The sequence below is a fragment of the Geojedonia litorea genome (assembly GCF_042654525.1).
Classification (GTDB): Bacteria; Bacteroidota; Bacteroidia; order Flavobacteriales; family Flavobacteriaceae; genus Geojedonia; species Geojedonia litorea.
In genome coordinates this window covers 126,199-138,441 of record NZ_JBHSGP010000008.1, presented here as the reverse complement: position 1 = coordinate 138,441, position 12,243 = coordinate 126,199, and the positions used below count along the sequence as shown (strand labels likewise).

The 12,243-nt window shown below is 35.9% G+C and carries 13 protein-coding genes; 1 reads left to right on the top strand and 12 read right to left on the bottom strand.

Features of this window, described 5'->3' with window-relative positions; genetic code table 11:
• Window positions 1–72: 72 nt before the first annotated feature.
• The 5 genes from ACFO5O_RS05165 to ACFO5O_RS05145 all read right to left on the bottom strand — a co-directional run bounded on the left by ACFO5O_RS05165 (window position 73) and on the right by ACFO5O_RS05145 (window position 3,401).
• Complete coding sequence (locus tag ACFO5O_RS05165; protein WP_465253849.1) at window positions 73–591, bottom strand: helix-turn-helix domain-containing protein; 519 nt, start codon at window positions 589–591, stop codon at window positions 73–75.
• Window positions 592–774: 183 nt separating this feature from the next.
• Window positions 775–1,470, bottom strand: a complete 696-nt coding sequence (locus ACFO5O_RS05160; RefSeq protein WP_387961578.1) for a cyclase family protein — start codon at window positions 1,468–1,470, stop codon at window positions 775–777.
• Window positions 1,471–1,627: 157 nt separating this feature from the next.
• Window positions 1,628–2,272 carry a DNA alkylation repair protein gene (locus ACFO5O_RS05155; protein WP_387961576.1) on the bottom strand — a complete coding sequence of 215 codons (645 nt, stop codon included), beginning with the start codon at window positions 2,270–2,272 and terminating at the stop codon, window positions 1,628–1,630.
• Between the two features lie 120 nt (window positions 2,273–2,392).
• Complete coding sequence (locus tag ACFO5O_RS05150) at window positions 2,393–3,148, bottom strand: hypothetical protein (protein WP_387961574.1); 756 nt, start codon at window positions 3,146–3,148, stop codon at window positions 2,393–2,395.
• 79 nt (window positions 3,149–3,227) lie between these two features.
• A complete protein-coding gene (locus ACFO5O_RS05145; protein WP_387961572.1) occupies window positions 3,228–3,401 on the bottom strand; it encodes a hypothetical protein in 174 nt (57 codons plus the stop codon).
• Window positions 3,402–3,809: 408 nt separating this feature from the next.
• Between ACFO5O_RS05145 and ACFO5O_RS05140 the strand changes: the two genes are divergently transcribed.
• A complete protein-coding gene (locus ACFO5O_RS05140) occupies window positions 3,810–4,640 on the top strand; it encodes a phosphatase PAP2 family protein (RefSeq protein WP_387961570.1) in 831 nt (276 codons plus the stop codon).
• 235 nt (window positions 4,641–4,875) lie between these two features.
• Here ACFO5O_RS05140 and ACFO5O_RS05135 read toward each other — a convergent pair whose 3' ends face one another.
• The 7 genes from ACFO5O_RS05135 to ACFO5O_RS05105 all read right to left on the bottom strand — a co-directional run bounded on the left by ACFO5O_RS05135 (window position 4,876) and on the right by ACFO5O_RS05105 (window position 12,226).
• On the bottom strand, window positions 4,876–6,117 hold the full coding sequence (locus ACFO5O_RS05135) for an alginate lyase family protein (RefSeq protein ID WP_387961568.1): 1,242 nt from the start codon (window positions 6,115–6,117) through the stop codon (window positions 4,876–4,878).
• A 79-nt stretch (window positions 6,118–6,196) separates the two neighbouring features.
• Window positions 6,197–6,745, bottom strand: a complete 549-nt coding sequence (locus ACFO5O_RS05130; RefSeq protein WP_387961566.1) for a VOC family protein — start codon at window positions 6,743–6,745, stop codon at window positions 6,197–6,199.
• 224 nt (window positions 6,746–6,969) lie between these two features.
• The gene (locus tag ACFO5O_RS05125; RefSeq protein WP_387961564.1) at window positions 6,970–7,386 is read right to left on the bottom strand and encodes a RidA family protein; all 417 of its coding nucleotides are present in this window, start codon (window positions 7,384–7,386) and stop codon (window positions 6,970–6,972) included.
• 452 nt (window positions 7,387–7,838) lie between these two features.
• Complete coding sequence (locus ACFO5O_RS05120) at window positions 7,839–8,648, bottom strand: alpha/beta fold hydrolase (RefSeq protein ID WP_387961562.1); 810 nt, start codon at window positions 8,646–8,648, stop codon at window positions 7,839–7,841.
• Between the two features lie 192 nt (window positions 8,649–8,840).
• Window positions 8,841–10,199, bottom strand: coding sequence for an NAD(P)/FAD-dependent oxidoreductase (locus ACFO5O_RS05115; RefSeq protein ID WP_387961560.1), 1,359 nt, complete (start codon window positions 10,197–10,199; stop codon window positions 8,841–8,843).
• Window positions 10,200–10,449: 250 nt separating this feature from the next.
• Complete coding sequence (locus ACFO5O_RS05110; RefSeq protein ID WP_387961558.1) at window positions 10,450–11,220, bottom strand: DUF6090 family protein; 771 nt, start codon at window positions 11,218–11,220, stop codon at window positions 10,450–10,452.
• A gap of 196 nt (window positions 11,221–11,416) precedes the next feature.
• Window positions 11,417–12,226: a class I SAM-dependent methyltransferase gene (locus tag ACFO5O_RS05105; protein WP_387961556.1), complete on the bottom strand. Its 810-nt coding sequence runs from the start codon at window positions 12,224–12,226 to the stop codon at window positions 11,417–11,419.
• Window positions 12,227–12,243 lie beyond the last annotated feature (17 nt).

The window sequence follows — 12,243 nt, the reverse complement described above, 5'->3', positions numbered from 1 at the left end:
TAAAATTACAATACAAAATTGCACACTTAAGCTATATATTTTATTGCATTTTTTTGGGAAAAACGTATAAGATTACACCTCATCCAAAGGCTTTCGCTTATCTGATTTTATGTTTTTGAAGTGTTTAGGGGTAAGTCCTGTGATTTTTTTAAACTGATTACTTAAATGGCTAGGAGTGGAATAATTAAGTTGAAATGCAATTTCACTTAATGTCAATTCACCATAAACTAATAACTCTTTAACCCTCTCGATTTTTTGGGCTATAAAATACTTTTCAATCGTCGTCCCTTCTATCTCTGAAAACAAATTGGTAATATAATTATAATCGTGATTAATATGGTTGGTTAAATAGGTAGAAAGGTTAATTTTAATATCGTTGTTTTGCTGATGAACTAACTCAACAATAAGTGTTTTAATTTGTTCAATGATTCTACTCCGTTTATCATCAATAATTGAAAAGCCAAAACTTTCAATAACGGTCGCAATTTCTGACTTTTCTTGAGAAGATAATTCTTTACTCAATTTTACTTCACCCAGTTTTACTGACAAGGGATTATAACCAAGTTTTTCAAACTCTGATTTTACCACCATAATACAGCGGTTACAGACCATATTTTTGATATGTAATTTCATAACAAAATATCAGATATTGATAGCATTATTTACAAGTTCTGTTAAAAAAAGTTGATGGATTTAGTTGTTATAATTTTTGTCACATTCCTTATCTAAAATAAACAATTTTACATAAAGACCATTCATTACACTTGCGTAAATTTAATCTTCTAAAACGGCCACAGCTCTTACTGGAGAACCTGTGCCTCCTCTAATTTTAAGTGGCAATGCAATAAACCTAAATCGACCTTTATTAATTAAACAATGAAGATTGATCATATTCTCATAATGTGTAAAACCCATTTCGCCACAAATTTTATGAACTTCCTTATTAGAAACATTAGGCACACCAGGAGACATGGTTTCAACGCCAAATGCTGCAATACCTTTATTACCCAGCCAACGTGTTGCCTCGGCAGTTACACCAGGACCTTCACCCCAATGCGAAGTTCCAAAATACTTGCGATAGTGATCTGTGTATAATAAAACGGTATCCCCTTTTTTTATGTCTTGTTGCGCTTTTTGACAAGCTTCCTGGATTTCTCGTGATGTAATTAATTCTCTTAAGCCTTTATGTGAAAAGTCTAAACAAATACCTTCGGTATAAAACATAGATAATGGCATGGTATCTATAGATTGCCCTTTGTTTTCTATGGCCATATGGTTTAAAGCATCAACGTGGGTACCGGTATGCTCTCCTAATTCCAATTTGTAAACACTTGGTGTATTGGTTTGAGGATCTTTTATGCCTTCCCATTGCTCATGAGTGGCGTAAACCGACATTTTCACTTCAGGCAATCCTTTATAAACTGGCATCCCTGGATATATATCTTGACTTAAATCTACCAAGTGTGTCATGGCTATATATGCTAAAAAATTTAAACTGGCTTAAAAATAATACTTATTACAATTAGGCTGATTTTATTTTAGATTATTTATGTCTAAAATTGAATTCAAAAAAGGTAACAAATTGAAGATGCAATTATTTTAGTTAAGAAATTAAATGGCCTAATATTTACTTTTTTAATTTGGCAACTTCTATTGCAATGAATTTGGGCAAATAACTTGGGGTACATCCTCTAGGAACAACTTCGTCTTTGTAAAGCCCTGTGTTTTCGCCGATTGCTATGCACCTGTTACGATAGCGTTCTTCCCATTTTCCAATCTGGCCAGCTGTGAAATTCATGGCCCATTGAACTTCGGGCTCTTCATTTTCAATGTGTTGTTCTATTTGGGTTAGTAGATATTCTGTATTTGAATGTTTTGTATTTCCCATCCAGCGTAACCTAGCCTGATAATACCAAAATACCCGACGTTGTAATGAGGAAACACGCTTTTCCCAAGAGGTAATAAGAGAAATTAAAGCTTTACTTTTGGTAAGCTGGTTGGCCATTAACCAATCCATTAGATGATTACGCTCCTCATAGCTATGGTTCTGCATATCGCGGTCTAGTTGGTCAATACCATCCTGATTGAGAAGCTTACTGTCCATTAATAAAATTGCTAATTGTCTATGCAAAAATGCTCCGGTTGCCCAAAGCTCCATGGCCAATTTATGGTCTGTTTTCAATACTTTGGCAATTTTTCTTAAATCCCCAAGTTTGGTCGTTTCTGGATGTATTTGGTCAACTATACCTTGTGCTTTTACAGACAGTTTCATTGTATTCATAATTTGTAGTCTACATGTTAAGGATTCTCATCGCATCATCCCATAAAGATACTTTAAAACGAGGTAAAAAAGTTAACCTTCAAAAGCAGATAAACACCTACTAATCTATAGTTATTCTTTTTTCTCGAGTTCAACTTCAATATTAGAAATGAGCGCATTAATACTCGCTTCCACACGTTTGGCGCGATCCTGAATGGTTTTGTTCTCAAAGGCAATAGCTGTAATTAACTTAAGAAATTTTGAATCCGATTTTAGTTTTTGATAATCTTCCAAACTAATTTCAAAATATAAACCGTAGAAGCTCGGATCTTTAGTTTTATCAAAATACATTGAAAAATAATCTAAAAGCTGCGGCTCACTATGAAGTGCATGGAATCGTGATCGCTCTTCTTCATAGGTTTTATAATAAGGATACAACATGTCGTATTGAAATGAAATATCATTACGTAAATTATCATTTTTAATGATCCTTACTCCATGTGATTGCAACAAATTATAGCCGCTATTAATGGGACTAAAATGTGGCGTCACTCTCAAAATAGAAGAACTTATAGAAAAGGAGTCGGTAGGTTGGTCTAGCGTTTGTAAATGCTGCTTTACATCTAAACAGGCTTTGTTAATATCATCCATTAAGCCTATATCTTCGCTGATTTCATTTAAATCTGTTAGCAGATTACCTTTAATTTCTTTAAGAATTTTAATTTCAAAATCATTTTCTTTTCGTTGTTCATTCATCATATTCACCTGCAGTGCAATTAAAATCCCAATCACCACTAATATAATTTCGCCAATGGCGTAGAATAAGTATTTACTGATCTTGTTTTGGACAAGGAGTTGTTGACGAATTTTTCGAAAGAATTTTATCATAGTTTTAATTTGTATTCTGTGATGACCATCCCCAAGGGTTGGTGGATTTAATTTAGGTTGTTAAAATGATATTTCGAATCTAGAAGAATTTTATGATAATCCCATTACTTAATTTTTTCCAATTTGTGTTGCCAAGCCCTGCCAGAAAACACAATTTCACTAACACGATTTCGCCTATGGCGTATCTAAAGTTTTTGGCAGTTTTGTTTTGCTCCATGAGGTCGCGTCTAATTCGTCTGAAAAATTTGATCATAATTGAGTTCCAGAGAAAGCGGGAATCTTATTAGTTGGTTGGGTAGATTAAAAACCTAATTTACTAAATATAAACCGAATAGACTAGTGCAACTAAAACACACATCATTTAATAATAGTAAGCTATAATATTGTTTTGCTTAGCACAAAATTGCCAAAATAAAGCGAAGTAATTCGCAGCTTACTATACCTAATTGGTGTGGCATTCTTGAGTGCCACTCGGATTATTTTGAGATCAATTTCGTTAATAATTAGTTCACTTGAGATAAAAATTAAAACGAATTTTCTACTATTTTCGCATTTAGTTCAAAGTGTTCAAATCTGAGACCTATAGGGCTATGTGTGACAATAATTCCTAGCCCCTATCCCTTTAGGTTCCATGTCATTGTAAAAGCTAGTGTATTTGAATATGAAAAAATATGTAACAGGCCTATTACTGCTCATTACAAGTAGTGTTTTCGCTCAAGAACTTGATAGTTCTAATACCAATAAGCGAATTTGGAATTACCTGAAATACGACTTCAACTTTACTCTTAAAAGTGTTGGAAATGCGTTTACACAACCTTTACGTTGGCAAAATGATGATCTCTTAACGGCAGGCGGAATAATAGCCGGAACAAGCTTATTATATTTAGCTGATAATGAAGCACAAGATTTTTTCTTAAGACATGAACAAGATATTCCCGATGCCATTAAAGATTTTGGCTGGTATTTTGGTAGTCCACAAAACTTTTTCATTATTTCTTCTGGAGTTTATGGCATGGGACTTATAACGGATAACCAAAACCTGAGACGAACAGGGGTCCTAATAATTTCCAGTGCAGTAGCTTCAGGTATTATGCAATCTGTATCTAAAACGGTAGTTGGACGGTCGCGTCCTAAAACCGGCAGCCATGATGAATTTAACTTTTTTAGTAAGGAGCCTGGCTTTCATTCCTTCCCTTCTGGACATGCGGTGTTGTCATTCACTATGGCACATGCCATAGCCAAGCAGTTTGACAATTTTTGGGTTAAAGCGGGTATCTATACGGTAGGTGCGATTCCTCCAGTTTCTAGATTATGGGCAAATGCACATTGGGTAAGTGATGTTGGTTTAGGTATGGTTTTAGGAATTGTAGTGGTAGATGGTATTGATAACTTTATGAAAAAGAAAGTTTATTACGATCACGCCAAACCCAAAACTGTAAACTGGAATTTAAGCTTTAGACATAACACTATTGGCATTGTTGGAACATTCTAGCCCCTCTTTGGCCTTCTTTAACTTTCATTTAATCCCGATTATCAACTAATACAATATAGCCAATAGCGTATTTGAGATGCTTGCCAATTTTGTGTTGTTCCATAGGACTGTAGCGTATCCGTCTAAAAAAACTTAATCACAGTGATGTCCCGAAAAAGTGGGAATCTTGTTAGTTATTGGCTATTGCAACTCGGTTATCATATGCTCGTATATTCATTTTGTAGGTAAGAAAAGTTTACCAACCATCCGGTAATGGATCGAGTAATTGCACGATGGCCGACGGAAGCGGAGATTCCGGCAGTTGGCGTAGCACATTGGCATATTCGCGATCCTGAAATCCAATGGACGCATCCCAATAGAGCTGTGCAGCACTTTCATTACTTTGGGGTCGAATTTGCACAATAGGCCAGTCGTTCTCACCCAAAATAAATGGCGTCATATAGTCAACCGCCAGCTTTATACTACGACCTTCTAGACTGCGATAGGCAAACAGATCGTAGTCGAGATGGCGCCCAAGACGGGCCACAGTAATTAGAGCCCGAGCATTGAAAATACTGTAGTTTAACGACCGTGTACGGATGAGTTCCTGCGGTTGGCGTCCATCAATGAATACTTGCGAAAATATACGGGTTGGCATGGCATCAAGGTGTTGGCGTGCTAAATCGAAGTTGTTGCCATAAAGTGCGTAAAGAATGAGTTGGGCGTTATACCAAGTACCATGGTTGTTGGGTTGCATGGATTCTTCAATGCCTGTAGGGCTTTCCACCATCCAAGTGGCGAATTGGCTAAACCAACTACGCAAGGCCTTGGCATCGTCTTCTGTCCATCCTGCATAAGATTCCAGTAGTATGGCACAATCAATCACCCAGTGCATACGCCATACCTCTAACACTCCCGATGGGCTATTATAATCATGACCACGACGTTTCTGCCCAAATTGCGCATTGGGATTCATTTTCGTTTCAGGATCGAGGAACCAAGTGCGAAGTTGCTCCACAGCACTTTCGGCATAGCGCTCGTCTCCTGTGAAATACCACGCGGGTATGAGCGAGGTGACTCTATCTACCATAGCTTCAATTCGAGTGATATCTGAAGTTTTACGGTCAGGATTTACTTCGCCATCGCGCCAAATATAGGGACCGTCTGGATTCTCTGGATTTGGCCACCAATAAGGGCTATAGCTGTAGTAGTCGTGTGGGTCGCCGCTAGGTGGTACGGCGCCCTCGTCCACAACGTTGACGGTAGGTTGCTCTAGTGCGGCATCGGCATTTGAAACAATAGTTTTCAAAGCCGCAACGAAATTAGGATGGCCTACTTTAAGTCCTGCCTTTACACGCGCGAGTTGATCACCTTGACCTAGCAGCAAGGAAGGCGAAGTGGTGGTTTCACTATCTTGAGCGAAGGTCATTGCTGTACACAGCACCAATGTGAAAGACAATGAAAGGTAAATGAAACGTAGCTTAAGTGGTATGTTCATGATATAAAATTTAAGTAAGAAGTTTAAATTAAAAATTCGTCGCTGTATGAATTAATTACATTGTTAACTGCAGCTTTTTTTATTGTAAATTCAACTGCCAAGAAACACCAAAACGGTCTTCAACGAATCCAAATTTTTGACTGAAACCATAATTGTTCAATGGCATCATAACGTTTCCGTTTTCGGACAGTTTTGTGAATAAGTGTTCAAGTTCTTTTTCGTTGGTGCATTCAACATAATTGGAGACTGCAGGAGTAAAGTCCCAATCATGTACTGGTGGGCTGTCGCTGCACATAAATAATTTTCCATTCAAATGAAATACGGCGTGCATTACTGTGCCTTCTTTCCCGGGCCCATCCGTTCCCCAACGCTTTATATTAACAATGTTTGAATTGTCAAACAACCCTATATAAAAATTCATTGCCTGTTCTGCATCTTCTTTTTGAAAGGTCAAGAATGTTGCAATTTGTCCATTAATAGCATTTGATTTCTCAGAATTTAATTTATTTAAACTGTCTATTTGAGCACGCAAATGGTTTATTTCCTCACTTTTTTCTCTGTTTTGTTTAAGTTCCGAACAACTAAAGGTGATTAAAGCTAATAACAGTATGGGTAATATTTTTTTCATTTGTCGTGTTTCTATTTTCTACTGTAGGTAAAGTGTTTGGCCCTGATTCAATCATAAGTCACGAGCGAAACGAACTGTGTGCTTCAAACTTCCAGCTTGCCCCGCAATATGTATAGATTTTTTTGGAGTAAGAATCTATGACCGTGTTAATATACAAAAGTTCCACTTAAACAACTAAAACCGCAATGAATTAAGGTCATTGTGATGCAAAGACTATGTGATTCTTATCGTGCTCCAGTTATTTCAATTTCTAACTTCATGTCGGGCATCACTAATTGGTTCACTCCAATAGCAGACTGAGTAGGTCGGACTCCAGCCTCCTTTATCCAATTAGAATAGACTTCATAACTTTCTAAAAAACCCTCCATATCGGTGGTATAAAAAGATATGTGGATGATATTATTTCTACTCATTTTAGCCTGATATAGCAAATTGTCTATGGTGTTTAAAATAAATTCCATTTGCTTTTTCTGGTCGTTAGGGTATTTTACACTTAATCCCATTTCTGAGTTATTATCAGCAATGATTGAAGTTTGACCAGAGAATTTAATAATCTCATTAAATTCAGAAATAATTTCTGCTTGGTTCATTTCAAACCTAGCTCCCCAGTCATTTGCTGGATTGATTGCTTGTCTTTTCATAATTGAAGGCTTTAAATGTTATTGTATTAGAATCTTGTGCACAGGTTTAGTTTCGCTGAATCTTTATTTGGCTAAGGCTCCGTTGTGTAAATTTTTGGCAGAATTTGGGCATAGGTATATTTACCAAGTTAAAGGTAACGAATTTTGATTTAGCATTTGGCAAGCAATGACACGAGCGAAGCGAACTGAAAAATTAAATTGCGGTATACATGGTTAGTTAACGTTGTTAATCAACCTCTTTTTCATTAGGTTATTCAGTCGTGCAATTTTTCAATTTCCATAAACTCGATGAGGTTTCAGGCATTGTCTAATGCTCGGTTGAAATATACTTTTTGCTAACATAGTCAGATCCCAAGTTATTCTTTAAAAATTTTTGGTCGTAGTTAGGGTTGTATGAGTTTTTTTTTTGAACATAATCATTTTGTACAACGACAATACCTGTCCAAACATGGTCAACGCCCTTTGCTCCAATCACCTTCTAGAAACTCTAATGTTCTTCTGATAAAATCAGCTGTATTTGTGCCAAAATGAGGCAGATGCCAGCCGTTTGGTACAATCCAAAGATGAGCATTTGGAATATTCTTATATATGTCCCAGGCTTGCGAAACAGGTACAAAATCATTGTCTCCATGAATTACAAGTGATCTGGCTGAAATCTTGTTAAGCTGTGCTGTGGTGATGGAAGGGTCACCATAAAGTTCGTGAAAGTGATAAAACTGACGCGCAATGATTCTTCCTTTGATTTCGCCATGTTGTTGTTCAAGTTCATTAAACACATAATACGCTTCAGGTGTTGCGTTATTTTTTATAAACTCACGTACTTCTGTACCGAAGTGCATCTGTGTACTTATCGGAACAATCGCTTCAAACAAATTTGGAGCTATAGTTGCCGCAGAGAGTATGGTTATACCGCCAGAACTATGTCCAATAGCCTTTACATTTTTTAGATTAAGATGTTCAATGAGCACAACTAAATCTTTAGCAGCTGTGGTATGAAGAAAGGTTTTGCTCGTGTCGGGATTCGTTGATCTACCATGTCCTCTCATGTCCCAAGCAATCACACGAAACTTTTTTGAGAACTCAGGTATATAAGGTTTCCAGTCTTCTAGCGTTCTCCCAAATCCATGTAGCAGAAACAATGGTTCTCCCTTGCCATAGTCTTCAAAATATATTTTTGCACCATTAGCATCAATGAAATTGCCGTTTGGTGCTATTGATGCTTGTGCATTAATTATTGAAGTAGATAGAAATGTTATAAACATTAAAAAAGTGAAAAGATGTCTTTGTATCATATGTGTATTGATGACTTCGTTAGATAAGCATTTCTTTTAGTGGTGTAGAGTTTCTCAAAGCCAAGTAAAGGTAATAATTTTATAGTTCATTATAATATTAAAAATGATACGAACCAAGCGAATTGACGCAGCAAACCATTAGGCCTAGTGGTCATTAGGATATTAATTATCAATATTGTGGATATCATTTATTAACCGTCGTGAACCTAAGGCTGATTTTGCTTTTTGATACATAAACGACTCATTTTTGTTGCCCAAAACAAGGTCTGCCGCAATTAGCCCGTAAGCAAGTGAGCCTTTAGCGCCTATGCCTGACATTCCTCCAACCAACACAAAACTAGAGTCAATTTCTTTATTATTTTTTATGGCATGACTTACATAAGGTATTTCAGATTCGGTTAGGGAGTACACACAAGAATAACCCTTTACAAACGCCAAATCAGCTACGGTTAAAGGCAAATCTAGCTTTAACAGATAGTCTGCGGTGTTTTCTTTGCTCCATAGAATTTCTTGTTCGGTGAGCTCCTTTTCCCAAACCGTATGTAAGTCGTTAATAGCAGTGCGTAAAAAATGGCCTCCTATTTTCAATAATGGTCTATCCTCTTCATCGAAGGCTTCAATCATCGAATAAAATATTTCTGAATTGAGATATGCAACTGGATAGGAAGCCGTAAGCCTCTTTTTTTCTTCCGGCGTTAATGAATCGTAGGTATTTGAATTAATTTTAAGGAATGAAAGAAATAGCCGTTTAGGCTGTATTAAGTGACTAAAATAGGGCGCTATATCTTTTACCAATTCACCATTATAAGGGCCAGCAGCAGCAACGACTTTTTTGCTAAAGATGGTTTTAGTTAGTCCAGTTTTAGTATCGCTAATGGTGATCTTGTATATGCCATCTTCTTTTGTTAAGTTGGTTACTTTTTGATGGTATTGAACTCGATTCCCTGACTTTTTGATGCCCTGATGCAGTTTCTTAATTAATATTTTAGGATTGAGTGTGCCAGAATAGGGTTTGTATTCGCGAATAACTAGAGTTGTATCCGAAATTTTCATCCCAAACATTTCTTTAGCTTGTTCTGCGTTAGCGGCATATTCATAGGTATCAGTCTGCCCGTCTAACAAGGCTTCAACATCATTTAATTGAGATTGCGAATAAATATAAGTTACGGGTGAAGTTCTGTAAAGGTCTTCCATAGCATGAAGTTGTTTTGTTTCTCCTTCATTTAAGTAGTTTATCAAATCCTTTGTTTCTTTCACAGAGGTTTGTTGTAGATAGGAAAAGATGTCGTCCTTCGACCCAAGGCTTCTCGAAATTCGTGCTTCTCCAAAGCTTGAACCAAAAGTGTAAATGGAGTCTTGTTGCTCAATCAATAAAACGTTTTGTCCATACTTTGATAAGGCCCATGCTGTTGAACTTCCCATCAGTCCTCCTCCAATAACTACAACCTCCTCTATCTTATCAGAAGTTTGACATGTTATGAATGTGAGTGAAAAGAATAGAATAACAATTGCGTTTTTCATTTGTGTAGTATTTATGCCAACGGTTTGACTTTGCTAAATCTTTGATTAGGCTATGAAGCCATTGCGTAGTGATTTTTGGCAGAATTTCAACAATGGAATCATAATCAAGTTAAATGTAATGATTTTTTAATTCAGTATGGTGTTAGCAATGACACATGAGTAGGGAATTGACGGAGCATATCTAATAATGAATTTAGCGGCAACGAAGAAATTACATAGTTCGTCTTTTGTTATTTTTTAAAATGAGCCGTTAAAGTCTAGATTCTATATAGTTAATTTCATTATTTAAAATAGTCAATAGCTCTACAATCCTATCTCTTAATATAAAAGCTTGTTGTTGCGTGTTTCTATTAGTTACTATGCATCTTACGAGATGATCTTCATAATCTGGGTTGTCTAAAAGAATATTAACATCGGAAAAGTGTTTAGAGTTTCCTATATCTTTAATTTCTGATGCCCTGTTCTCTTGATTAATCAAAAATGAATATAGAAGATTAGTCTTCATAGCCTTATTTCGAAGTGTTCTTACTTGATAGTTTTCAATTAAAAATGGTATATAGACTTCATTTCTATATTTAGCCCATGTTTGTTCGCCCTCAGACACTTGAATAATTTCACTTGTCCATGCTGAAAGTAGCAGCTTTAAACTATCATTTTTAATTAATCTTAAATTTCCAGAAGTGGACAAATCGTTAACAATTGGGTCGAAGGTTGTATAAGGAATGGTCCGTGCGATATGCATTTCAATACTATCAATGTTCCTGATGTTCGGATTATCAATATAGGCCAATAATTGAATAGCAGAATTCATGATATAGCTTCTTATTTCAATTTTTTCATCCAATTGCATCAGATTGCTATTAAATTCTGATTTTAATTGTTTTAGTATGACTTGTTCTGATTTTCGGTCTATTCTAGATTCATTCCAGTTATTAATCTGAAGCGCAATCAAAATTCCTATAACGACTAGTATAATTTCACCTATCGCATATTTAAAATACGTTCCCGTTTTATTTTCCATAAGCAAGTTTTGGCGAATTTTCCTAAAGAATTTAATCATAGTCATGTCCCGAGAAAGCGGAATTTTTGTTGATTAGCTGTTCTCGAAAGGTAGGACAATTAATTTACTTGAGTTTTGAGTAATGAAGTACAAAGTTGGATACCTGCCCAAAACCTGGTTTTATAACTAGTTCACCTGAATATTATATACCTTTTTTTTAGCTGTTGTTCTTCTTTGTGGCTACTAGAGCATACACCATTGGAAGTTTGCTTTCCAGATGTGCTATTCTGTACTTTTTAGGTTCAAATTCTATGGTCTTGTTAAAGCAGTCGTAAGGTGAATAATCGTATTCATTAAAAGAATTTATTTCAAGTCCATTTTTAATCAAGCTATTAATGACCTCACTCAAGTCGTGATTCCATGTGACAGATTCTTGTGTTATATCAGCATTTTTGTCTGCATAGGTTCCGCTTTCAGATTCCACAATTGCTCCAGTATTAAAATAGCTATACTCAATTTTTTCAAAATTTTTGTCAAACATCCAAACGACAGGATGAAATTCTACAAATATAAAGCGTCCTTTGGGTTTTAAGAATTTGGCAATTATTTTCGCCCATTTATCGAGGTCTGGCAACCACCCAATTGTGCCATAACTTGTAAATACAATGTCAAATTGTTTGTCTAAATAGTGCGACAAGTCATAAATATCGCAGCAAATAAAGCTTGCATTTGAGTTGGTGTCTTTTGCAATCTGTTTCGCACTTTTAATCGCTTTGTCTGATAAGTCTACACCGGTGACTTCTGCTCCGTACCGACTTAAAGAAATGGTGTCTTGTCCAAAGTGGCATTGCAAGTGTAAAATGCTTTTACCTTTTAAATCGCCAAGTAATTCCAACTCAATAGGGTTTAGTGAAGATTTCCCTTTTTTGAAATTTTCCAAGTCATAAAATTCAGATTTCAAATGTGTATCGGTCTTGTTATTCCAAGATTGTCGGTTAATTTCTATGTAATTATGTGCTTTTTTCATTTTTCACCTGTGGGTAA

Coding starts and splice junctions, on each gene's coding strand:
- ACFO5O_RS05130 (WP_387961566.1), bottom strand. CDS start 6,745: ATGAAAAAAATATTACCCATACTGTTATTAGCTTTAATCACCTTTAGT.
- ACFO5O_RS05165 (WP_465253849.1), bottom strand. CDS start 591: ATGGTGGTAAAATCAGAGTTTGAAAAACTTGGTTATAATCCCTTGTCA.
- ACFO5O_RS05125 (WP_387961564.1), bottom strand. CDS start 7,386: ATGAAAAGACAAGCAATCAATCCAGCAAATGACTGGGGAGCTAGGTTT.
- ACFO5O_RS05145 (WP_387961572.1), bottom strand. CDS start 3,401: ATGATCAAATTTTTCAGACGAATTAGACGCGACCTCATGGAGCAAAAC.
- ACFO5O_RS05135 (WP_387961568.1), bottom strand. CDS start 6,117: ATGAACATACCACTTAAGCTACGTTTCATTTACCTTTCATTGTCTTTC.
- ACFO5O_RS05150 (WP_387961574.1), bottom strand. CDS start 3,148: ATGATAAAATTCTTTCGAAAAATTCGTCAACAACTCCTTGTCCAAAAC.
- ACFO5O_RS05140 (WP_387961570.1), top strand. CDS start 3,810: ATGAAAAAATATGTAACAGGCCTATTACTGCTCATTACAAGTAGTGTT.
- ACFO5O_RS05110 (WP_387961558.1), bottom strand. CDS start 11,220: ATGGAAAATAAAACGGGAACGTATTTTAAATATGCGATAGGTGAAATT.
- ACFO5O_RS05105 (WP_387961556.1), bottom strand. CDS start 12,226: ATGAAAAAAGCACATAATTACATAGAAATTAACCGACAATCTTGGAAT.
- ACFO5O_RS05120 (WP_387961562.1), bottom strand. CDS start 8,648: ATGTTTATAACATTTCTATCTACTTCAATAATTAATGCACAAGCATCA.
- ACFO5O_RS05115 (WP_387961560.1), bottom strand. CDS start 10,199: ATGAAAAACGCAATTGTTATTCTATTCTTTTCACTCACATTCATAACA.
- ACFO5O_RS05160 (WP_387961578.1), bottom strand. CDS start 1,470: ATGACACACTTGGTAGATTTAAGTCAAGATATATATCCAGGGATGCCA.
- ACFO5O_RS05155 (WP_387961576.1), bottom strand. CDS start 2,272: ATGAAACTGTCTGTAAAAGCACAAGGTATAGTTGACCAAATACATCCA.